A 21756-nucleotide genomic window follows, 5' to 3' on the forward strand; every position below is an offset into this window, starting at 1 on the left:
CTCTCCCCGCTCCCGCGGGGAGAGGGGGCGGCAAGCGCGGCGCTGATGACCCCTCTCCCCGCTGGCGGGGAGAGGTGAGGTGAGGGGCGAGGGCAAGGAGCCGCAGAGAGAAACGCAGCATTATCCCGCGCTCCCTAGCGCCAATTCCTTTGCTTCGTTCAATCCCAGCGGCTCATGCGTCGCGGCGACGATCAATCCGCCGAGCGCGCAATGATCGCGCATGGCGAGCGCGAATTTTTCGCGCGAGGCGCGGTCGAGCGCCGTCAGCGGCTCGTCGAGGAGCCAAAGCGGCCGAAAGGCGACGAGAAGACGCGCCAATGCGGCGCGCCGTTTCTGTCCGGCGGACAGCACGCCGAACGACGCGCCGGCGACATGGGAGAGACCGACGACCCCGAGCGCCGCGCCGACCGTGCGGCTGCGCCGGTCAGGCTCCTGAGCCAAATAACGCGACCAGAATTCGAGGTTCTCCTCGACGCTTAGCGCCGCCTTCATCCCATCGCTATGGGCAAGGTAATGCGCCTGCTGCGGCAGTTCGACGTCGGGCGGCCCGCCTTCGAGAGCGATCGAGCCTCCCGCGCGCGGCAGCAGTCCCGCCAAGGCCCGCAGCAGCGTCGATTTCCCGGCGCCGTTGGGACCCGTCACGATGAGCGCCTGCCCGGCGGAAAGCGAAAAGCTCAGGTGATCGAGCACGCGCCGGCCCCCGCGCAAAACGCCGAGATTATCGACGCAAAGACGTAAAGCGCCATCGACGGGCGGCGGAACGGGCGGCTCAACGGGCCCTGGGACATCGATCGACATGCGCTCCGCATAGAGCTTTGCGATCGACTCCGCCAGACAGCGGACAAGCCGTTCTTGACGGCCCGGTCCGCGCGCACCTCAAGCGCCCCGCCCTGCCCCCGGCCGCCCCGCTGGCGCAGACGGGACGGGAATGCTAAGCAGCGCAGACCCTTTCTTGGGCGCTCAGCGGCCCAAGTTCTCGCTAATCGCGCGCGGCGCGCCCGTATCCAGGGATTGCCCAGTAAGTGACGAAGCATAAGAGCTTAGAGGATTACGCGGCAAGACGATTCCGTTTTGCTGGCAACGCCTTGCTGGAGTTCAGCGATCCGTTCTTCGCCCAGATCGACAGGCTGCGAGCCGAATTCGAGGCGCAGGGCAAGCACTTCGTCAGCTTCGCCAATTACGATTATCTCGGGCTCGCGAATCACCCGCGGATCCGCGAGGAAGCAAAGCGCGAGATCGACGGCCTCGGCATCGGCGCGCTGGCCTCGCGACTTGTCGGCGGCGAACGCACCACGCACAAGCCGTTCGAGGCGGAGATCGCCGAATTCCTTGGCATGGAAAGCGCGCTGACGCTCGTCTCCGGCTATCTCTCCAATGTCACGACGATCGCCTGGCTGATGAGCGGCAAGCGCGACGCGATCTTCATCGACGAACTCGCGCATAACAGCATCGTCGCGGGCGCCGACGGCGCGCCGGCGCAGGTCGTCAAATTCCGCCACAACGATTTGGATCATCTCGACCATCTGCTCGCGCGCCACCGCGAGGAATACCGCAACGTCCTGATCGTGGTCGAGGGCGTCTACAGCATGGACGGCGACACCGCCGACCTGCCGCGGCTCCTCGCCATCAAGGACAAATACAAGGTCTGGCTTCTTGTCGACGAGGCGCATTCGCTCGGCGTGCTCGGCGCGACGGGCCGCGGCCTCGCCGAACATCAGGGCGTCGATCCGGCGCGCATCGACCTCATCGTCGGCACCATGTCGAAGACGCTCGCGTCCTGCGGCGGCTATGTCTGCGGCAAGAAGCAGGTCATCGACTGGTTTCGCTATACGCTGCCGGGCTTCGTCTACAGCGTCGGCCTGTCGCCCGTCATTCTCGCCGCCGCGCGCACTGCGCTGCGGCTGATGCAGGAAGAGACCTGGCGCATCGCCAAACTCGCGGACAACGCCGAGCTCTTCCGGACGGTCGCGCATGAGGCAGGATTCTCGACCGGGCCGGCGATCGGTCGCGGGGTCGTGCCGATCCTCTTCTCGAGCGACGTCGAGACGATGTGGGCGTCCCAGCATCTGCTGGAGAACGGCTATTACGTGCCGCCGGTCGTGCGCATCGGCGTGCCAAAGGACGGGCCGCGGCTGCGCTTCTTTTTCTCGGCGAACCACAGCGAAGCGGAAATCCGCGGCGTCATCCAGATGCTGCGCGACATGCCGCCGGTGACGGAAGAAGCGCATCAGATCGTCGCCGCGGCGATGGCGGGCGGCTAGCGCTGACTCCCGCGTCACTTTGACGCTTTCGATTAAGGCCAGCGGCCGCTAGGACTTGCATATGGCGCGGATCGAGATTCTTCCGGTCGACGGCCCTTTGCGCTTTGCGACCTTCTGCAGGCTGCCACGGCTGCTCTATGCCGGCGCCGAAGGCTTCGCGCCGCCGCTCGACATCGAGCGCTGGAGCGTCTTCGCGCATAAGCTCAACCCGCATTACAAGCTCGTCGAGGAGCAGAAATTTCTCGCCCGCCGTGATGGCCAATGGGTCGGTCGCGTCATGGCGCAGATCTATAAGCCCGGCGTCACGCCGGTCGGCGCCTCCAATGCGCAATTCGGCGCGCTCGACGCAATCGACGACGTCGAGGTCGTGCGCGCGCTGACCCAGGCCGCCGAGGACTGGCTGCGCGCCAAGGGCGCGGAGCGGATCAACGGACCGTTCTCGCCGTCGGTCAACAAGGAGTGCGGACTTCTTGTCGATGGCTTCGACGCGACGCCGATGTTCTTCATGCCCTGGCATCCGCCCTATCTCTCGCGCCATCTCGAGGCGCTGGGCTATGAGAAGGCGCAAGACCTCCTGTCCTACCGCTTCGACATTTCGAGCGACGAGAGCGACAAGCCCGCGCGCATTTCAACGCGGCGCGAATGGCGCGATCGCTTGAAACTCAGGCCGTTGAACATGAAGGCGTTGAAGCAGGGCGAAACCGCGCTGATGACCGAGCTGTTCAACGACGGCTGGAGCGGAAATTGGGGTTTCGTGCCCTTCACCAAGGAAGAATTCGACTCCGACGCCGACGCGCTGCAATATCTCGTGCCGGAGGATTTCGGCATCGTCGTCGAGCTTGACGGCGTTCCGCAGTCCTTTGCGATCGCGCTTCCCAATCTCAATGAGATTCTCGCCGATCTCAACGGACGCCTGTTCCCCTTCGGCTGGGCGCGCGCGTTTAAGCGATTCCGCTCGCATCAGTTCAAATCGGCGCGGCTGTTGCTGCTTGGCACGCGAAAGACGCTGCAAAGAAGCGCGACCGGCGGCGCGATCTTCCTGTCGCTGGTCGAAGAGATGCGGCGGCGCCACGCAAAAATCCGCGTTCCGCATCTCGAAGCGGGATGGGTGTTGGAAAGCAACGCCGACATGCGCCGGCCGATCGAAATGTTCGGCGGCAAGGTCGACAAGATTCATCGCATCTATGAAAAGCGCCTCACGGTCGGCGGCGGCGACGAGGCCATGCGTATGCGTGACGGCGTCACGGCAACTCAGCTACAGGATGCAACGTCATGAATGGCATATCCGTCACCGCCAATGGCGCCGACCGCTCGCATGTCGAGCGGCGCAAGCTGATCCTCGAAAAATATCCGCAAGTGCGCGAACTCTTCGGCAAGGACCCGGTGACCTTCAAGATCACGGCGGCGATTTTCGTCGGGCAGTTCGTCATCGCCGCGATCTTGGGTTCGCTCGGCCTTTCCTACTGGTGGCTGTCGCTCTTGATGGCGATCTGCGTCGGAGCCTTCGCCAATCACGCCAATTTCGTAATCATCCACGACGCGATTCACAATTGCGTCTTCGAGAGCCCGCTCGCCAACAAGTGGACGGCGATCCTCGCCGATCTTCCCAACGCCTTTCCGACGGCGATGGGCTTTCGCTGCTACCACATCAAACATCATTCGCATCTGTCGGCCTATGACTATGACGCCGACATTCCGAGTCGCTGGGAGGTCGAATGGGTCGGCAACAGCGGCTGGCGCAAGGCCGCTTGGATCTTCTTCTTCCCGGTCATTCAGCTTGCGCGCCTGTCGCGCCTGAAAGGCACGGTGCCGATCTGGGGAACCTGGACCTACGTCAATATCGCCGTCATCGCCGTCTTCGATCTTTTCGTGCTCTGGGCCTTTGGGCCGAACGCGCTGCTCTATCTTTTCTTTTCCTTCTGGTTTTCGGTTGGAGGCATGCATCCGCTGAGCGCGCGCTGGCTGCAGGAGCATTTCGCCTTCGGCCCCGACCAGGGGACGTTCGACTATTACGGGCCGCTCAACACGCTCGCGCTCAACATCGGCTATCACAACGAACACCACGACTTTCACGAGATCCCGTGGAACCGTTTGCCTCAGCTGAAGGCGATGGCGCCGGAGTTCTATGATGATCTGCGATGCCATCGCTCCTGGACCGCACTGCTCGTCACCTTCATCTTCGATCCGACCTATTCGCTCGGCACGCGGTCGGAAAATGTCACGCAGGCGGCGGAGCGCGTAGCGCCTGTCGTCGCGCCGGCGGAGTAAGTCATGACGCAGGACGTAAGAACGGAAGCGCTCGACGCTTCGCCCCGCCTCTTCGAGAGCGATCTTCTCGACAAGCTGTCGCGCGTGCATCATTTGACGCCGGTGATCGTCTATTGCCCGATCATTCTCGGCCTGGTGTTCTATTCGCTCACCTTCAACAGTCTGACGCTCGTCTTATTGGGTCTTGTCGTCGGCTATCTGGGCTGGACGCTGACCGAATATTTCGGCCACCGCTATCTCTTTCACACCGTGTTCGCGCTGCCGTTCGGGCTTGGACCGCGCTTCCAATTCCTCATCCACGGCGTGCATCACATCTATCCCAACGACCCGCTGCGGCTCGTCATGCCGCCGCTGCTCTCGGCGCCGATCATGCTGATCGCGCTCGTCTGCGCCCGCCTGATTTTTGGCGCGACATTCGCGTGGCCAGCGCTCGCCGGCTTCATCACGGGTTATGTGATCTATGATTGCGTGCACTACTGGACGCATCACGGGCAGCCGAAGTCCGAATTCGCCCGCATGGTGAAGCGCCTGCACATGCTGCATCATTTCCGCGACGCCGAGAAAGGCTTCGGCGTTCACGCGATCTGGTGGGACTATGTGTTCGGCACGGCCTATCGCAAGGACGAGACGCCCGGCACGCGCGCGGTGTGAGGGCGCGCACTACCTCCCCCTTGCGGGGAGGTCGATCGCCGAAGGCGATCGGGTGGGGGTAATAGAATTCACCCCACCCGGCTTGCTTCGCAAGCCACCCTCCCCGTCGAGGGGAGGGAAACGCCCTATCTGCGACGAGTGCTGAATTTTACCCCTGCCCGGTCCGCTTGAACCACTCGTCTTCGGTAATCACCTCGATACCGAGCTCCGCCGCCTTTTTGAGCTTCGAGCCAGCGCCGGGACCAGCGACCACGAGATCGGTTTTCTTCGACACCGACGCCGCGACATGCGCGCCGAAACGCTCGGCCTGCGCCTTCGCTTCATCACGCGTGAGCCGCTCCAGCGCGCCGGTGAACACCACCGTCTTGCCGGAGACGGGCGACGTGGACGCCACCGCCGGCATCGGCTCCAGCGTGATTTGTTTGAGAAGCGCGTCGAGTTCGCGCTCATTATGCGGCTCGGCGAAAAAATCGTGCAGCGCTTCGGCGACAGCAGGCCCGACGCCGTCGATCGAATCGATCCGCGCGCGCGCCTCGCTGCCAGTCGCAGCATCGCGCGCGGTCTCGCGCAACGACTCGAAGTCGCCGAAATGGCGGGCGAGCCGGCGCGCATTGGTCTCGCCCACGTGGCGCACGCCAAGCGCGAAGATGAAGCGATTGATTGGAACGCTTCGGCGCGCCTCGATCGCCGCAAAGAGGTTGCGCACCGAGGTCTCGCCATAGCCCTCGCGTTCCGCGAGTCGCGGCGACATCTGCGCTTCGCGCTCGGCAAGCGCAAAAATGTCGGAAGCGGTTTTGATGAGCCCTTCATCGTAGAAAAATTCGATCTGCTTGTCGCCGAGACCTTCAATGTCCATGGCGTTGCGCGAGGCGAAATGCTTTAGGCGCTCGATCGCCTGCGCCGGACAGACAAGCGATCCGGTGCAACGACGCACGACATCCGCTTCGCCGGTCTTCTCGTCGATCTCGCGCAGCGCCGCCGAGCCGCAGCGCGGGCAGACATGGGGAAATTGATAAGGCTTCGCGCCGTTCGGGCGCTTCTCCGCCACCACCTCGACGATCTGCGGAATGACGTCGCCGGCGCGCTGCACGACGACCGTATCGCCGATGCGAATATCTTTGCGCGCGATCTCGTCTTCGTTGTGCAGTGTCGCGTTCTGCACGACGACGCCGCCGACCGTCACCGGCTCGAGCCTCGCGACCGGCGTTAAGGCGCCCGTGCGACCGACCTGAATTTCGATGTCGCGCAAAATTGTCGTCGCGCGTTCGGCGGGGAACTTGCGCGCGACGGCCCAGCGCGGCGCGCGCGAGACAAATCCAAGCCGCTCCTCCAGCGCGATGTCATCGACCTTGTAGACAACGCCGTCGATGTCATAGCCGAGCGTCGCGCGTTGCGTTTCGATCGCCCGGTAATGCGCCAGCATGTCTTCCGCGTTCTCGCAGAGCGTCGTCAGCGGATTGACCGGCAACCCGTAACGGCGCAGCGCCTCAAGCACGCCCAGTTGCGTATTCGCAGGCAGTGCGCTCGTCTCGCCCCACCCATAGGCGAAGAAATGCAGCGGACGGGATGCAGTGATCTTCGGATCGAGCTGCCGCAGAGAGCCTGCGGCGGCGTTGCGAGGATTGGCGAAGAGAGTCTTACCTAGTTCCTTCTGCCGTGCATTGAGCGCAGCGAAGTCCTTGTGCGTCATATAGACTTCGCCGCGCACTTCAAAAACGTCCGAATGATTGCCCCGCAGCCGTTGCGGAATCTCGTCGATCGTTCGGACATTGGCGGTGACGTCTTCGCCCTCATAGCCGTCGCCGCGCGTCGCCGCCTGCACGAGATGGCCCTTCTCGTAGCGCAGCGAACAGGACAGCCCGTCGATCTTCGGCTCGAAGGTGAAGCGCAGCGGGCTTTCACCCAGGCCGAGAAAGCGGCGCACGCGCGCGACGAATTCCAGGACCTCTTCGTCCGAGAAGACGTTGCCGAGCGAGAGCATCGGCACGGCGTGATTCACTTTGGCGAATTTTTCCGACGGCTTGGCGCCGACTTTCTTCGTCAGCGACTCCGCCGTCGCGAGTTCCGGGAAAACTCTTTCCAGTTCCTCGTAGCGACGGCGCAGCGCGTCATAGTCGGCGTCCGAAATCGTCGGCGCGTCTTCCTGGTAATAGCGGCGATCATGCGCGGCGATCTCTTCCTGCAGCCGTGCATGTTCGGCGCGCGCTTCGATGGGCGTCAGTTCCTCGACAGAAGCAGGGTAGGCGCGAGAAGGTTTCTTGGTCATGCGGAGAAATGGTTCGACGCGACATACAACTTCCGGCTGAACCGCTCGCTTGTCATTCCCGACGCGCGTCTCGCGTGATCGGGAATCCAGAGCAAACCCCGCGTTCGTGGGTCGGTTCTGGATTCCCGGTCAGGCCTTCGGCCTGCCGGGAATGACAGGCCCTCCGAACAGATTGACCGAAATTCGTACACTCGAAGGAACATCCCAAAACGTTCGAACTTGCCGAAGCTAGCGGTTTCGCCGGGCCATGGGGAGTGGGAACTACGCCGCTTCCGGCGCGGCTCCGACGAGGCGGCGCGCGTCCCGCGCGCTGATCGGGCGCCCAAAGGCGTAGCCCTGCGCGAAGCCGCAGCCGAGCTGATATAGCTCGATCGCGTCCTGCTCGGTCTCCGCGCCCTCGGCGACGACGTCCATGCCGAGATCCTGCGCCAGCGCGATGATCGAGCGCAGAATGATAGGGCGCGCGCCCTTGCCGGACTGCTTGATGAAGGAACGATCGATCTTGATCGTGTCGAAGGGGAAGCGCTGCAAATAGGCGAGCGAAGAATAGCCGGCGCCGAAATCGTCGAGCGACAGCCCCGCGCCGAGTTCCTTGATGCGCGCCAGCATCTGCGCGGCATATTCGGGATTCTCCATCACCAGACTCTCGGTCAGTTCGAGTTTGAGGCTGCCTTTGGCGATGTCATTGCGCATCAACACGCTTTTGACGTCGCGCAGGAGGTCGTGGCGCAAGAGCTGGCGCGACGAGACGTTGACGGAGGCGAAAATCGGCGGATCGACCGCAAGCGCGCGTTGCCAGGCCGCGAGTTCGCGCGCCGTGCGCTCCAGCGCCAGAAGTCCGAGATCGACGATCAGCCCCGTCTGCTCGGCGATGGGAAGGAATTCGGAAGGCTCGAGCCGACCCAGGCGCAGATGGTCCCACCGCAGCAAGGCCTCGAAACCGGCAATGGTGCGATCCTCGAGCCTGACGATCGGCTGGAAGAAAACCTTGATCTCGCTGCGCTCCAACGCCCGCCGCAGATCGGCCTCGAGCGTCAGCCGGTCGGATCGCTGCGCGCGCATGGCCGGGCGGAACACTTCAATGCGGTTGCCGCCTGAGCGCTTGGCGTGGCGCATCGCGATCTGGGCGTCTTCCAGCATGTCGCCGGCGCCGGGATGCGTCTGCTGATCGTAGAGCGCGATGCCGATCGAGGCGAACAGCGCGATCTCCTGATCGGTGAAGCGCACCGGAATAGACAGCGCGCGGCGCACCGAATCGGCGATGGAGATGACGTGGTCGGCGTGCGACTCTGAAACGAGGATGATCGCGAATGTATCGCCGGAAAGTCGCGCCAGCGTGTCTTGCGGCTGCAACAGCCGCGTCAGGCGATGCGCCACGGTGAGCAGAATGCTGTCGCCCATGGCCATGCCGACCTGCTCGTTGATCTGCTTGAAGCGGTCGATGTCGATGACGAGGATCGTCGGGCGCACGTCCTTTTCCATGCGCGCGAGAATCAGCGCGGCCTCCAGCCGATCGAAGAACAATTCGCGGTTCGGCAGGCCCGTCAGATTGTCATGCACGGCGTCGTGCAGCAGCCGTTCCTGGGCGTTGCGCTCGTCGGTCACGTCATTGAGCGTGCCGACGACGCGGATCACCTCGCCGTCCGGGCCGACCACCGGCCGCGCCCGCAGCCGGTAGCAGAGGTAATGGCCGTCCGCCGCGCGCAGGCGGAAGTCCTGATTGATGCGGCCGCGCCGCTGCTCGAGAATGGCGTCGAGACAGGCGCGATAGCGGTCCTGCTCGAAGGGATGCAGCAGATCGAGCCAGGAGGAGGCGGCGCCCTCGAGCCCGCCGCGGTCGAGTCCGAGCGCCGCTTCCGCCTCCGGGCTGACATAGATGTGGTCCGACGGAACGTCCCAGTCGAACACGATCTCATTCGCGCCGGTGAGCGCGAGGGCCTTGCGCTCGACGTCGCTGATGGCCCCGTGCGACAGCCCGCCGGCGGCGAAGGCGTTTTGCATCACCGTGAATCCGATCAGCATCACGATGAGCACCAGGCCCCCGACGAGCGCCGGAGAGACGAGATCGTTGGTGATCCAGCCGGCGACCGCAAATCCCGCCGTCGCCACCCACACGGCCAGCAGGAACCAGGTCGGGATCAGCATGATGGCCCGATCGAAGCCGTGCGACGCGAGATAGAGAATCAGCACGAAGCCGACGACGGCGGCCGTCGCCAGCGAGATGCGCGCAACGCCAGCGGCGACAGGCGCGTCGAACACCGCGAGGCCGACGAGGTCCAACAGAATCAGCAGCCACAGGGCGGCGACGTGCCAGGCGCGCACATGCCAGCGGTTGAGGTTCAGATAGGCGAAAAGGAAGACGACGAGCGTCGCCGAGAGAACCGTTTCGGCGCCGGCGCGCCAGATGCGGTTGGCGTTGGCGTCAAAGCCGAAAATCTTGTCCCAAAAACCGAAATCGATGCACACATAGGCCAGCACCGCCCAGGCGAGCGCCGCCGCCGCCGGGAAGATGACCGCGCCTTTCACCACGAAGACGATGGTCAGAAACAGCGCGAGCAGGCCGGCGATGCCGATGACGATGCCCTTGTAGAGCGTCAGGCTCGTCACCTTGTCCTTATAGGCGGCTGGCTCCCACAAATAGAGCTGCGGCAGATTCGGCGTGCGCAGCTCCGCGACATAGGTGACCGTCGTTCCGGGGTCGAGCGTCAGCCGGAAAACGTCGGCGTCCGAGGCGTCTTCGGCCTCGGGCGGAAAGCCCTGGCTGGCCGTGATCGCCGAAATGCGCGTCGAGCCGAGATCGGGCCAGATGACGCCCGAGCCCTGTAGGCGGTAATGCGGAGCGACGATCAGGCGCTCGATCTGCTCATCCGTGTCGTTGGTGAGCGCGAAAACGATCCAGTTGGGCTGGCTGCCGGCCTCCTTGGCGCCGACTTCGATACGGCGGACGATGCCGTCCGAGCCAGGCGCGGTCGAGACCTGCAGCCGGTCGCCCTGCGAGGAATGTTTCTCGATGACATTGGTGAGATCGATCGCCCGCGCGCCCTGCGGCACCCGCACCGACTCCATGGCGACGGCCTGAGCCGAGAGGATGAACAGAAAGAGCGCAATTAGGTATTTTTTCAGACGCACGAATTCTCTTCTCGATGCCGCAGGCTCGGAGAACGCGTCTGGCGCGGCCGATGCCGGGCGCGAAGCGCGTGGGCGGGCTGTCTTCGCCAGACTCTGATCGGAAAGTGGTAGAGGCTTCGAGCCTTGCCGGCAAGCCGATTCGCCAAGCTTTGCAATAACGGTATGTTCCTTGCGTCGCTGCGCTTCTTGGCCGCGCTTGCGGAGCGCGGACGGCGCCAATATACGCTGCTTGAAGGCCACCGTCGCAATCTGCAGGCGCATGGCGGTTTTTTTGCGGTGTGCCCACCCGCGAAATTCTGGGAAAACGGGAACGGATTGGATGCGAAGCGCTCTCGGCGGCCCTCGCCTTCTGCTGCGCCGACTCCGCGAAATCAGCGCGGAACCGGTGAGCGCACAGGCGCGGCTCGACAAGATCGTCGTGCAGATCGCCGCGAATATGGTCGCCGAGGTTTGTTCCGTTTATGTGCTGCGCGCCGACCAGCGCTTGGAGCTTTACGCCACGGAGGGCCTTAACCGCGAGGCCGTGCATCTCACCACGATGCACGCGGGCGAAGGACTTGTCGGCCTGATCGCCAAAAGCGCCGAGCCTCTCGCCCTTTCGGAGGCGCAGGAGCATCCCTCCTTCTCCTACAAGCCGGAGACGGGCGAAGACGCCTATCACTCCTTCCTCGGCGTGCCGATCCTGCGCGGCGGCAACACGCTCGGCGTGCTCGTCGTGCAGAACAAGGTGCGCCGCGTTTATTCGGAAGAAGAGATCGAGGCGCTGCAGACGACGGCGATGCTGCTCGCCGAGCTCATCGCCTCGGGCGAATTGCAGGCGATCGAAGATCCGCGCGATCTCGCGCTTTATCGCCCGGCGTCGCTGAGAGGCGCGCCGATGGCGGAAGGCGTCGGCCTCGGCCATGTGCTGCTGCACGAACCGCGCGTCGTCATCAAGCAGCTCGTCGCCGAGGACATGCCCTCTGAACTCGCGAGGCTCGAACATGCGATCGACGCGATGCGCCAGTCGATCGACGAGCTCGTCGCACATAGCGACCGTATCGCCGCCGGCGAGCCGCGCGAGGTGCTCGAAACCGTGCGGATGGTCGCTTACGACCGCGGCTGGGTGCGCCGCCTGCGCGAAGCGGTGATGACCGGGCTGACGGCGGAGGCCGCGGTCGAGCGCGTCCAGAACGACGCGCGCGCGCGCATGCAGCGTCAGACCGATCCCTATCTGCGCGACCGCCTGCACGATCTCGACGATATCGCCAACCGCCTGCTGCATCAGCTGACGGGTCAGAGCTACGTCGCCGATCGCGACAGCGTGCCGGAAAACGCCATCATCGTAGCGCGCACCATGGGGCCGGCGGCGCTTCTCGACTATGACCGCAAGCGGCTGCGCGGTTTGGTGCTGGAGGAAGGCGGGCCGACGAGCCACGTCGCCATTGTCGCGCGCGCGCTTGGCATCGCCACCGTAGGGCTCGTCGCCGGCCTGATCGACATCGTCGAAACCGGCGATCCGATCATCGTCGACGGCACGACCGGCGAAGTGCATGTTCGGCCGCAGCCCGACGTGCAGAGCGCTTATGCCGAAAAAGCGCGGCTGCGGGCGCGGCGTCAGGAGCAATACGCCAAGCTGCGCGATGTGCCGGCGGTCACCAAGGACGGCGTCGAAATCGGGCTGCAGATGAACGCCGGCCTGGCGATCGACATGCCGCATCTGCATGAGACCGGCGCGAATTCGATCGGACTATTCCGCACAGAGTTGCAATTCATGCTCGCGCCGCGCTTTCCGCGCATGGACGAGCAATATCGCTTCTACAAAGCGGTGCTCGACGCCGCGCCGGATAAGCCGATCACGTTTCGCACGCTCGACATCGGCTCCGACAAGATCCTTCCCTATATGGCGAAGATCGAAGAGGAGAACCCGGCGCTCGGTTGGCGCGCCATCCGCATCGGCCTCGACAGGCCGGGGCTTTTGCGCATGCAGCTGCGCGCGATGCTGAAGGCGGGCGCCCATCGCGATCTGCGCATCATGTTTCCGATGATCGCCAATGTCGCCGAATTTGACGCGGCGAAGGCGATTGCGCTGCGGGAACTCGAGCACATCACGCATCATCGCTATCCGCCGCCGACGCGCCTGGAGCTCGGCGCGATGGTGGAAGTGCCGTCGCTCTTGTGGGAAATCGATCTTATCGCCGAGCGCGCGGATTTTCTGTCGGTCGGATCGAACGATCTGGTGCAATACATGTATGCGGCAGACCGCGACAACACGCGCGTCTCGAAGCGCTACGACAATCTCTCGCGGCCGGTCCTGCGCGCACTCGAGCGCATCGTCACGGCCGGCGCGCGGCACAACGCGCCGGTGACGCTCTGCGGCGAGATGGGCGGCCGCCCGCTCGAGGCGCTGGCGCTGCTCGGCATCGGTTACCGCTCGCTGTCGATGGCGGCCTCCGCCATCGGTCCGGTCAAGTCGATGATCCTCAGTCTCAATCTCGAAGAGACGCAGATGTATCTCGCCTCGCTGCTCGCGTCCGACGACGGCAGCGCTTCGGTGCGCGAGCAATTGCGCGATTACGCGATCGCGCGCGGCGTGCCCTTGTAGCGAGCGCCCTTTCTTCACGCCGTCGCCCTCACCTTTGCTCGGGAAGCCACCTCCCCATGTTCGCTCAAGACAAGCTCGACCTCATTCTGCGGCGCTACGACGAGATCGGCGACAAGCTCGCGGCCGGCGCCGACGGGCAGGCGTTCGTCGCGCTCTCGCGCGAACGCGCGACGCTCGACGCGGTCGTCGACAGGATTCGCGCCTATCGCGCGGCGCAAAAGGAATCCGACGATCTTTCCGCCATGCTCGCTGACGCCTCGCTCGACGCCGAAATGCGCGGGCTGGCCGAAAGCGAGACGGAGGCCGCGCACGAACGACTTGCTGCGGCGGAAAGCGCGCTGAAACTGGCGCTTCTGCCGAAGGATGAAGCAGACGAGAAAGGCGTCATTCTCGAAGTGCGGGCCGGCACGGGCGGCGACGAAGCGGCGCTGTTCGCCGGCGATCTCTTCCACGCCTATCAGAGATATGCGGCGCTCAAGGGCTGGCGCATGGAGATCGTGTCCGAAAGCCCCGGCCCGCTTGGCGGATTCAAGGAAATCGTCGCCGAGATCATCGGTCGCAGCGTCTATGGCCGGCTGAAATTCGAGTCCGGCGTGCATCGCGTCCAGCGCGTGCCGGCAACCGAGACGCAGGGTCGCATCCACACGTCGGCCGCGACAGTCGCCGTGCTGCCGCAGGCCGAGGACGTCGACGTCGACATCGACGAGAAGGATTTGCAGATCGATACGATGCGCGCGCAAGGCGCCGGGGGCCAGCACGTCAACAAGACCGAGTCGGCCATCCGCATCACCCATATTCCATCGGGCATCGTGGTGATGATGCAGGAGGAGCGCTCTCAACATCGCAACAGAGCCAAGGCGATGAACGTTCTTCGCTCGCGTCTCTATGACGCCGAACGACAGCGCCTCGACAATGAACGTTCGGAGGATCGCAAGCAGCAGGTCGGCTCAGGCGATCGCTCCGAGCGAATCCGCACCTATAATTTTCCGCAGGGACGCGTCACCGATCACCGCATCAATCTCACGCTCTACAAGCTCGACCGCGTGATGGAAGGCGAGTTCGACGAGATCTTCGACGCGCTGACGACCGATCATCAGCAAAAACTCCTCTCGCAAAGCGAGGCGTAGACGCGCCCGCCGAAATGACGTGCGCATGCGTCCTGTGCGCCGACGCACGAACGTCGGGGCAGGCTCTCGCTAGAGTGCGGCTACTCGCCAAATGACGAGTGAGAACGCCGAGGAGAACCCCATGTCTACGTTGAAAAAGATCGTCTCTACGAGTCTCGCCGCCAGCGTCATGTTGGGGACGGTCGCGAGCGCCACGCCGGCATTGGCGTGGTCCAAATGGCACCATCACGGCTATGGCTGGGCGCCTTTCGCCGTGGGCGGCGCGCTCGCGTTAGGCGCAGTGGCGGCGGCCGCCGCGAGCGAGCCGGATTGCGGTTACGTTCGCGAGCCGATTTATAGCCGCTATGGTTATGTCATCGGCTACCGCGCCGTGCCGACGTGCTAATGCGGCCAAGATCCCATCGTCAGGAAGGGGCCGGCCCACGCCGGCCTTTTCATTGTGAGGCGCCGCTCACCAGCCGTAATCGAAATACTGACCGATTTCATTGTAGCGCTGGGGATCTTGCAGCGAGAAATCCTGCTGCTCCAGGAAGTAATTGTCGTTGGCGTAACGATTGGGCTGCAGATTTCCCTTCGCCGCGTCCGGCGCCGCGCCGTCGTCGAGCCAGTCCTTGCCCGTCGTCAGATTATGCGGCAGCGGAATCGAAAAATCATCGCCCTGCGTCGCGGTGACCTGTCCTGTCGCGACAGGCGCGCGTTGTTTCGATTTCGCGAGAGCGTCGCTCGAAGCAAGCGCGCCAACCAACGCGAGGCCCAACGCCAGTTTCAAAGACTTACGCATTTTTTGAACTCCGTTTCGCGTCAAGCGGCCACTCTAGCCGGATCGCCCGACGCATTGCTAGTGTCGGAAGTGGCGCACGCCAGTGAATACCATGGCGAGACCCTGTGCGTCCGCCGCGGCGATCACGTCCTTATCATTCATGGAGCCGCCGGGCTGGATGACGGCCGTCACGCCCGCCTCCGCCGCCGCCAACAGTCCGTCCGCAAAGGGAAAGAAAGCGTCGGAAGCGACGACGGCGCCTTTCGCGAGACTTGTCGTTAACCCCGCCGCGCGCGCGGCCTCCTGCGCCTTATGCGCGGCGGTGCGCGATGAGTCGACGCGCGACATTTGCCCGGCGCCGATTCCCACCGTGGCGGCGCCCTTCGCGTAGACGATAGCGTTCGACTTGACGTGCTTCACGACGCGGAAAGCGAATTTGAGATCCGCGAGCTCCTCGGCCGTCGGCTGGCGCTTCGTCACGACCTGCAGATTCATCTCGTCGACGACGGCGCGATCGCGCGATTGCGCAAGAAAGCCGCCCGAAACCGAGCGATAGGTCATGCCGGCCGCGCGCGCATCTGGAACGCCACCGGTCAACAGCAGACGCAGGTTCTTCTTGGAGCCGATGATGGCGATCGATTCTTCGTCGGCGTCGGGCGCGATGATCACCTCGGTGAAAATCTTGACGATCTCACGCGCCGCGTCGGCGTCGAGCTTGCGATTGAGCGCGACGATGCCTCCGAAGGCGGACACCGGATCGCAACGCAACGCCTTGGCGTAGGCTTCGACAAGAGTCGCGCCTTCGGCGACGCCGCAAGGATTAGCGTGTTTGACGATGACGACGGCCGCGGTCCGCGCCGGATCGAATTCCGCGACGCATTCGAAGGCCGCATCGGTATCATTGACGTTGTTGTACGAGAGCTGTTTGCCCTGAATCTGGCGCGCTGTTGCGACGCCCGGCCGCTTCTCGCCGGTGAGATAGAAGCCTGCGGATTGATGCGGGTTTTCGCCATAGCGCATCGGCTCGGCGAGTCGTCCGCCGAAGGCGCGCAGCGGCGGCGAGGCTTCGCCGATCTGCTGCGCGAGCCAGTTGGAGATCGCAGCGTCATAGGCGGCGGTGCGCGCAAACGCCTTCTGCGCGAGCCGTCGACGCGTCGCGAGCCGCGTTGCGCCATTCGTCGCCGCGAGTTCCTCGATGAGCGCGGCGTAATCATCGGGATCGACGACGACCGCGACGTCGTCGTGATTTTTCGACGCGGCGCGGATCATCGCCGGCCCGCCGATATCAATGTTTTCGACGCATTCTTCGAACGGCGCGCCTTTCGCAAGCGCCGCCTCGAAAGGGTAGAGATTGACGACGAGCAGGTCGATCGGCCGGATGTCATGCGCGAGCATCGCCGCTTCATGTTCGGGATTCTCGCGGATCGCCAGAAGGCCGCCATGCACCTTGGGGTGCAGAGTCTTCAGCCTTCCGTCCATCATCTCCGGAAACTGCGTGAGATCGGCCACATCGCGAACCGCAAGACCCGCCTCGGCGAGCGCCTTGCGCGTGCCGCCGGTGGAGACAAGCTCCACGCCATGCGTCGCCAGAACGCGCGCGAACTCGACAAGGCCTGTTTTGTCGGAAACGGAAATCAGCGCGCGCGACACGTGGCGCAAATCGACGGGCATCGCATACTCCTAACTCGCGCCGCGCTTATCACACCTTGCCACCGGGAGGAACCTGCGCGCCTGCGCGCCGCCGGAAGCTCCAAGCAATCTCGGCCCCTGCAGCTGCCGCCCCTCGCACAATGATTTGCGCGCATTTGCGCGCGCCGCCGGGCGCGGCGAAGAAAATACTATCTTCGATTTCGGGCGTCAGGTCTTGCGCTTCAAAGATGAGGATTTCGCCATCGGCGAGCGTGAGTTCGATTGCGCCGTCGGCGTTCGGCGCGATGCGCACGCGTGGATGAATGTGAAAGCGCAGGGCGAAATCGCTCGCTTGGGCATGTCTTCCGCCGCGCTCCGCGCCGATGAGCCGATCGATGCCCAGGAGCGCGGCGCCATCGGCCGGAAGAGTCAGTTCGCGCTGATGGACAAGGCTGAAATCGCGCACATAGCCGTCATGCGACAAAATGAGCGTCGTCTCGCCGTCGAGACGGCGGCGCTCGACCGCCGTGTTGCGCGGGCCGCCGAGAACGCGCCCGGCGCGCCGGCGCGGCGCGCTCTGTGGCGCGATGCGGGCGCTGGAGCGATCGCCGACGACGAGCGTCGAATGCGCGGCGGTGGCGCGCGCCAGTTCACGAGCGTCGAGATGCGGCGCCGAGGGAGCGCCGCAATTGACGACGACCCGCTCGATTCCCAGCGAATATTCGAAAGACAGGCAGCCGGCGTGGGCCGATAGAGAAAATTCGAAAGGCGGCGGCCCGCCGGCGTCGACGAGGACGAGCGCGTCGCCAGCCTCCATGCGCTGATAGCCGGCGTATGGCGCGTTGACGGGCGGCGCGCCGCGCGTGTCCTCATGGGCGAGCGCGCTCGCCAGCCGGTCCAGCGCCGTCGCGCCCATGCCGTTGAACAGCGCCAGCGAGCCGTCGCCATGCTGCAGCATCCGCAGCATCGGCATCATCCGGTCGATGGCGCGCAGGACGGCGGACGGCGTTTGCAGGCCGCGCGCCGCAATCACCTGCCGCAGCGGCAACAAATCGAGCAGCAGGTCGACCGCGACCTGCGGATTGCGGCTGACATGGCCGCCGTCGATGAGGATTTGGCGGTCGAGCTCCGCGCTGAGCGCGCGCGACACATGCGGGGCGATTTTGCGGCCGGTGTCCGCGCAAACGGCGAATTCGGCAAGCGCAATGGCGCAGAAGGCGCGATCGGCGCCGCGTGCGCCGTCGCCGGCCAGCGCCCGCCAGAGCAGCCGCGCGTTGCGCGCGAGCGCCAGCATGAAGGCGTCATAAAAATCGGCGTCGGCGCCATCGAGCAGGGTCGGCGATTGCGACAGAAACGAGAGGAGGCGCCGCGCGACGACGGCAGGCTCCATCGCCGGATCGTCGGCCGGAATTTTCGGAAGCGAAAGAAAATCCGCGACAAGCTCCTGCGCCGTGGCCAGCGCCACCCTCTTGTCCGAGGCCTGCAAATGCCGCAGCCAGGAGAAGCCTGCAAGGGAGCGCCGCCAGCAATCGGAAGGCGCGGCGACCAGAAAAGGCGATACGCCCCGCGCCTGCACGGTTTTCCCCTCGAAGGAGAAATAGCCGGCGTAGATCTGGTCGGCGACCGTCGAATCGGTGGTTCTGATGTCGGGAGGCGCGATACGCAGCCGCTCCGGCGGCGCGATCGCCATTGACTTCATGAGGTGATAGGGCGCGGCGGCGCCTCGCGCGAAGGCGCCCGCCGCCCGCGCCGCGGAAACGCTCGCCAGCCGAACCCTATCCCGCAACATGATGGCGCTCAGTGGGCGTCCTCCGATAGCGGCTCTCGCGCGATAGATCCCCACCGGCGTCGCGCCAGCGGGCAATATCAAACCCCGCTGTCCGCTTATAGTCCAAATTTCCGTGACTTCCGAATGAGATCGCGGCGGCTTCGGCGCTACGCCATTGCATGCGAAAGGGGGAAAATGCCAATGTCGCGCCTCTTTTTTAGGAGGCTTCGCCCATGCCGGTTTACACGATCGACGGAATCGCGCCGCGCCTTCCGGCTCCCGGCCGGTTCTTCGTGGCTCCGGGCGCGCACATCATCGGCCGCGTCGCGCTGGAGGAGGACGCCAATGTGTGGTTCGGCTGCGTGCTGCGGGGCGACAATGAGTGGATCACGGTCGGCGCCCGCACCAATATTCAGGAAAACAGCATTCTCCACACCGACATGGGCTTCCCGCTCGTCATCGGGCCGGACTGCACGATCGGCCATGGCGTCATTCTGCATAGCTGCATCATCGGCGAAGCGACGTTGATCGGCATGGGGGCGACAATCCTCAATGGGGCGAAGATCGGCGCGAACTGCCTCGTCGGCGCCAATGCGCTGGTGACCGAAGGCAAGGAATTTCCCGACTATTCGCTGATCGTCGGCTCGCCCGCCAAGGCGATCCGCACGCTCGACGAAGCGGCGCGCGAGCGCCATCTCGACTCGGCGAAACATTATGTGGAGAACGGTCAACGCTACGCGAGCGGGCTGACGCTGATCGGCTGAGCTCCCTTACCGCGACACATACAGCGGGGCGCTCGTCGCCGGGCTAATCGCCACCCAGGCGTTCTGATTTTGCTGCGACTGGCGCTTGACGAAGCGATAGGGAGCGCGCGTCCAGGGCCGCATCTCGTTGGACAGATTGTCGAGCACGAATTCGCCGCGGTTGGTCTTGACCGTCAGGACAGAATGGCCGTCGCCGTTCTTCTCCTTCACCACCGTGAGCAGCAGCGCCTGCCGCGGAAAGCCTTCCTCGATCAGCATGCGGCGCTTTAGAAGCGCGAAATCCTCGCAGTCGCCCTTCCCGTCGCTGGGATAATCCCACTGGTCGACCGCGCCCCAATGATCGGCGTCCGCGATCGGGTCAATGTTCTCATTCACCCAGGCGTTGATGCGCGCGATCTTGCGGTAAACGGCGGCGGTGAGTTCGACCTCCTGCGGCGCGGTTTCCTCGTTCTGGCATTCGCCCCGGTAGCGCTGGCAGAAGTCCACCCAGCCGTAAGGCACGCTCGTTTCCGGGCCAAGCGAGGCGAAACTCGCGGTTTCGGGTCCGGCGAAACTTTTCGCATTGACGGCGATAAGCGCCGCGCCCGCCATCCCGAGAGCCACAACCGCCTTGCTAACGATGCCCAACATAACCCGCCTCCGTGACATGAGGCGAGGTTAGTTTTGTTGTTTTGCTGTCGATGAAAGTATTTCATCCGCATTTTACGCGAACGCGTTTAGATTTTGCTGCGTCGTCGGTAAGTATAATTTCGTCTTATGGGAATGCATAAAATTTGATGCGATCTCCTATCACACTGAACTGCATCAAGTTTCTTCCTGCCCGGCGTCTCGTTTTCGGCCCTTCCGGCCACCCACACTTAAGCTTCGAGGAACGCCGGTTAATATGCGACCGTTCTGGCGGTTAACGCGCCCGCTCGGCGCGAAAATTCTTTTAGCGAGTGTGACGGCGCGCCTTCGTGGAAGCGCAAATTCGTCACAGAGCTTTACGCCGAGCTCCAGGAGGGCGTCTATCGGTAAAGCCAGGCGTTGCGCGCCAGCATGCCGCCTCCGCCGAGCGCGCGGATCGCAAGATTGCGCGCCGCGGCCGGCAGTCCGCGCATATGGAAATAGCCGCCCTGGCGACGAGACGCGCCCACGACCCGATCGGCGCGGGGAAGCCTTGCGGCCTCATAGGCGGCGAAGGCGGCCTCGACCGTCGCGCCCAATCGCATGAAGGCGTCCCCCAAGGCGTCGGCGTCCTCGATCGCCTGCGCCGCGCCCTGCGCCAGAAAGGGGACCATCGGATGCGCGGCGTCGCCGAGGAGCGTCACCGGTCCCTGCGTCCAGTGTTCCAGGGCCGGCCGCGTGAAAAGCGGCCAATGCCGCCAGGAGTCGCCCGCTTCGATCAAGTCGCGCAGTTCCGCCGCGATTTTACGCGGCGCGAGTCGGCGCGCGAGCGCCGCGCCTTTAAGCGACAGGCTTGACGCGGCGTCCTCGTCCTCCGGCGGCTCTTCAATGATGACGACGACGTTGATCATTGACGCGTCGCGCAGCGGATAGTGCACGACATGAGCGCCCGGCAGCAGCCAGAGATTGGATTCGCGCACGCGCAACGCCGCCGGAACGCTCTCGGCGGGCAGCGTCGCGCGCCAGGCGACGCAGCCGGAATAGGCGGGCGCGTCGCGCTCGGACGGGACGAGATGGCCACGCACGCTCGAACGCACGCCGTCGGCGCCGATCAGGCCCGCCGCCTCGATTTCCTCGACGCCGTCCTGGGTGTGCACGCGCATGCGAACGCCTCGGGCGGTCGCCTCAAAATCGCCGACGCGGGCGCCGGCGCGGACATGCGTCTGCGGATTGTCCAGCGCCGCCTGCAGCAACGCGCCCTGCAAATCGGCGCGGTGGAAAAGCCGGAACGGCGCGCCCCAGCGGGTCCTTGCGGCGTAAAGATCAAGGCGCGCCAGAACGGCGCCGTCCCGCCCGCGACGGATGTTGATGGCCTCGGGCTCCAGAGCGACGGCGGCGAGCGCCGGCTCGAGCCCAAGTTTGGCGAGGATGCGCCCGGCGTTCGGGGCGATCTGTAGTCCCGCGCCGACCTCGTCGATCCGAGCAGCGCGCTCCAGGACCAGCGTGCGCTTGCCGGCGCGCGCCAGCGACAGGGCTGCGGCGAGGCCGCCAATGCCTGCGCCGGCGATGACGATCGGCGCGTTCACCCGCGTATTGTCAGGCGGCGGTGTCTTCAGAGATGCGATAGACGCATTCGGCCGGGTCGGCGCCGCCGCGCAGCGTCGCGTCGTAGACGTAATGCGTCGAGCAATAGGGGCAGACGGCCTCGTTCGACGCGCCCATGTCGAGATAGACATGAGGATGGTCGAAGGGCGGGAGCGCCCCGATGCACATGAATTCCTTCGCGCCAATCCTGATCTGCGCGACGCCGGGCTGATTGTGGAAATGGGGCGTGTAATGCTGGGCCATGATCCGCTCTTCAGGTGACGCCGCGTTTGCGGCTCGGGATTGCTCCGGCCCCCTATATTGGAGCGCGAAGGAATTGGATAGGGCCAAGGGCGCGC

17 protein-coding genes are annotated in these 21756 nt (G+C 64.5%); 8 read left to right on the top strand and 9 right to left on the bottom strand.

The genetic code is table 11. The features are described from left to right. Nucleotides 1-120: 120 nt before the first annotated feature. Nucleotides 121-798 (bottom strand): heme ABC exporter ATP-binding protein CcmA, encoded by a 678-nt coding sequence (ccmA, locus tag A3OO_RS0116555; protein WP_018408961.1) that lies wholly within the window; start codon nucleotides 796-798, stop codon nucleotides 121-123. 224 nt (nucleotides 799-1022) lie between these two features. Here ccmA and A3OO_RS0116560 point away from each other — a divergent pair, with 224 nt between their 5' ends. The 4 genes from A3OO_RS0116560 to A3OO_RS0116575 all read left to right on the top strand — a co-directional run bounded on the left by A3OO_RS0116560 (nucleotide 1023) and on the right by A3OO_RS0116575 (nucleotide 5180). Continuing rightward, entirely contained in the window at nucleotides 1023-2261 is a 1239-nt protein-coding gene (locus A3OO_RS0116560; protein ID WP_018408962.1) for an aminotransferase class I/II-fold pyridoxal phosphate-dependent enzyme, read from the top strand. 61 nt (nucleotides 2262-2322) lie between these two features. Next, nucleotides 2323-3537, top strand: coding sequence for a hypothetical protein (locus A3OO_RS0116565; protein WP_018408963.1), 1215 nt, complete (start codon nucleotides 2323-2325; stop codon nucleotides 3535-3537). Continuing rightward, a complete protein-coding gene (locus A3OO_RS0116570) occupies nucleotides 3534-4529 on the top strand; it encodes a fatty acid desaturase (RefSeq protein WP_018408964.1) in 996 nt (331 codons plus the stop codon). The genes A3OO_RS0116565 and A3OO_RS0116570 overlap by 4 nt, the downstream gene beginning before the upstream one ends. 3 nt (nucleotides 4530-4532) lie before the next feature. Continuing rightward, nucleotides 4533-5180 (top strand): sterol desaturase family protein, encoded by a 648-nt coding sequence (locus A3OO_RS0116575; RefSeq protein WP_018408965.1) that lies wholly within the window; start codon nucleotides 4533-4535, stop codon nucleotides 5178-5180. Between the two features lie 148 nt (nucleotides 5181-5328). Here the strand turns inward: A3OO_RS0116575 and ligA are convergent, their stop codons facing one another. Together ligA and A3OO_RS0116585 are read right to left on the bottom strand one after the other, a co-directional pair. Further along, nucleotides 5329-7446: an NAD-dependent DNA ligase LigA gene (gene ligA / locus A3OO_RS0116580; RefSeq protein WP_018408966.1), complete on the bottom strand. Its 2118-nt coding sequence runs from the start codon at nucleotides 7444-7446 to the stop codon at nucleotides 5329-5331. 261 nt (nucleotides 7447-7707) lie between these two features. Further along, nucleotides 7708-10575: an EAL domain-containing protein gene (locus tag A3OO_RS0116585; protein WP_026223079.1), complete on the bottom strand. Its 2868-nt coding sequence runs from the start codon at nucleotides 10573-10575 to the stop codon at nucleotides 7708-7710. A gap of 319 nt (nucleotides 10576-10894) precedes the next feature. Between A3OO_RS0116585 and ptsP the strand changes: the two genes are divergently transcribed. From ptsP to A3OO_RS0116600, 3 genes are all read left to right on the top strand, one after another. Next, nucleotides 10895-13159 carry a phosphoenolpyruvate--protein phosphotransferase gene (gene ptsP / locus A3OO_RS0116590; RefSeq protein WP_018408968.1) on the top strand — a complete coding sequence of 755 codons (2265 nt, stop codon included), beginning with the start codon at nucleotides 10895-10897 and terminating at the stop codon, nucleotides 13157-13159. A 56-nt stretch (nucleotides 13160-13215) separates the two neighbouring features. After that, nucleotides 13216-14286: a peptide chain release factor 1 gene (gene prfA / locus A3OO_RS0116595; protein WP_018408969.1), complete on the top strand. Its 1071-nt coding sequence runs from the start codon at nucleotides 13216-13218 to the stop codon at nucleotides 14284-14286. 121 nt (nucleotides 14287-14407) lie between these two features. Further along, entirely contained in the window at nucleotides 14408-14671 is a 264-nt protein-coding gene (locus A3OO_RS0116600; RefSeq protein ID WP_040573466.1) for a hypothetical protein, read from the top strand. 66 nt (nucleotides 14672-14737) lie between these two features. Here the strand turns inward: A3OO_RS0116600 and A3OO_RS0116605 are convergent, their stop codons facing one another. From A3OO_RS0116605 to A3OO_RS0116615, 3 genes are read right to left on the bottom strand one after another with little or no spacing between them, the layout of a single operon-like run. Continuing rightward, nucleotides 14738-15067: a hypothetical protein gene (locus A3OO_RS0116605; RefSeq protein WP_040573468.1), complete on the bottom strand. Its 330-nt coding sequence runs from the start codon at nucleotides 15065-15067 to the stop codon at nucleotides 14738-14740. Nucleotides 15068-15124: 57 nt separating this feature from the next. Further along, entirely contained in the window at nucleotides 15125-16717 is a 1593-nt protein-coding gene (gene purH / locus A3OO_RS0116610) for a bifunctional phosphoribosylaminoimidazolecarboxamide formyltransferase/IMP cyclohydrolase (protein WP_018408972.1), read from the bottom strand. A gap of 28 nt (nucleotides 16718-16745) precedes the next feature. Then, nucleotides 16746-18464: a heparinase II/III family protein gene (locus tag A3OO_RS0116615; protein WP_018408973.1), complete on the bottom strand. Its 1719-nt coding sequence runs from the start codon at nucleotides 18462-18464 to the stop codon at nucleotides 16746-16748. 212 nt (nucleotides 18465-18676) lie between these two features. On the opposite strand from A3OO_RS0116615, the gene A3OO_RS0116620 reads away from it, so the two are divergent. After that, the gene (locus A3OO_RS0116620) at nucleotides 18677-19207 is read left to right on the top strand and encodes a gamma carbonic anhydrase family protein (protein WP_018408974.1); all 531 of its coding nucleotides are present in this window, start codon (nucleotides 18677-18679) and stop codon (nucleotides 19205-19207) included. Nucleotides 19208-19213: 6 nt separating this feature from the next. Here A3OO_RS0116620 and A3OO_RS0116625 read toward each other — a convergent pair whose 3' ends face one another. The 3 genes from A3OO_RS0116625 to A3OO_RS0116635 form a co-directional block, all read right to left on the bottom strand. Further along, entirely contained in the window at nucleotides 19214-19837 is a 624-nt protein-coding gene (locus A3OO_RS0116625; protein WP_018408975.1) for a transglutaminase-like cysteine peptidase, read from the bottom strand. Nucleotides 19838-20214: 377 nt separating this feature from the next. Continuing rightward, a complete protein-coding gene (locus tag A3OO_RS0116630; protein WP_018408976.1) occupies nucleotides 20215-21399 on the bottom strand; it encodes an FAD-dependent monooxygenase in 1185 nt (394 codons plus the stop codon). A 10-nt stretch (nucleotides 21400-21409) separates the two neighbouring features. Further along, a complete protein-coding gene (locus A3OO_RS0116635; RefSeq protein ID WP_018408977.1) occupies nucleotides 21410-21661 on the bottom strand; it encodes a zinc-finger domain-containing protein in 252 nt (83 codons plus the stop codon). Between the last annotated feature and the right edge of the window lie 95 nt (nucleotides 21662-21756).

This window comes from Methylocystis rosea SV97 (assembly GCF_000372845.1).
Lineage (GTDB): Bacteria > Pseudomonadota > Alphaproteobacteria > Rhizobiales > Beijerinckiaceae > Methylocystis > Methylocystis rosea.

Excerpts from the sequence above, each read along its gene's own strand:
- ccmA (WP_018408961.1), bottom strand. The coding sequence starts at position 798 with ATGTCGATCGATGTCCCAGGGCCCGTTGAGCCGCCCGTTCCGCCGCCC.
- A3OO_RS0116565 (WP_018408963.1), top strand. The coding sequence starts at position 2,323 with ATGGCGCGGATCGAGATTCTTCCGGTCGACGGCCCTTTGCGCTTTGCG.
- A3OO_RS0116570 (WP_018408964.1), top strand. The coding sequence starts at position 3,534 with ATGAATGGCATATCCGTCACCGCCAATGGCGCCGACCGCTCGCATGTC.
- A3OO_RS0116575 (WP_018408965.1), top strand. The coding sequence starts at position 4,533 with ATGACGCAGGACGTAAGAACGGAAGCGCTCGACGCTTCGCCCCGCCTC.
- ligA (WP_018408966.1), bottom strand. The coding sequence starts at position 7,446 with ATGACCAAGAAACCTTCTCGCGCCTACCCTGCTTCTGTCGAGGAACTG.
- ptsP (WP_018408968.1), top strand. The coding sequence starts at position 10,895 with ATGCGAAGCGCTCTCGGCGGCCCTCGCCTTCTGCTGCGCCGACTCCGC.
- prfA (WP_018408969.1), top strand. The coding sequence starts at position 13,216 with ATGTTCGCTCAAGACAAGCTCGACCTCATTCTGCGGCGCTACGACGAG.
- A3OO_RS0116600 (WP_040573466.1), top strand. The coding sequence starts at position 14,408 with ATGTCTACGTTGAAAAAGATCGTCTCTACGAGTCTCGCCGCCAGCGTC.
- A3OO_RS0116605 (WP_040573468.1), bottom strand. The coding sequence starts at position 15,067 with ATGCGTAAGTCTTTGAAACTGGCGTTGGGCCTCGCGTTGGTTGGCGCG.
- purH (WP_018408972.1), bottom strand. The coding sequence starts at position 16,717 with ATGCCCGTCGATTTGCGCCACGTGTCGCGCGCGCTGATTTCCGTTTCC.
- A3OO_RS0116615 (WP_018408973.1), bottom strand. The coding sequence starts at position 18,464 with ATGTTGCGGGATAGGGTTCGGCTGGCGAGCGTTTCCGCGGCGCGGGCG.
- A3OO_RS0116620 (WP_018408974.1), top strand. The coding sequence starts at position 18,677 with ATGCCGGTTTACACGATCGACGGAATCGCGCCGCGCCTTCCGGCTCCC.
- A3OO_RS0116625 (WP_018408975.1), bottom strand. The coding sequence starts at position 19,837 with ATGTTGGGCATCGTTAGCAAGGCGGTTGTGGCTCTCGGGATGGCGGGC.
- A3OO_RS0116635 (WP_018408977.1), bottom strand. The coding sequence starts at position 21,661 with ATGGCCCAGCATTACACGCCCCATTTCCACAATCAGCCCGGCGTCGCG.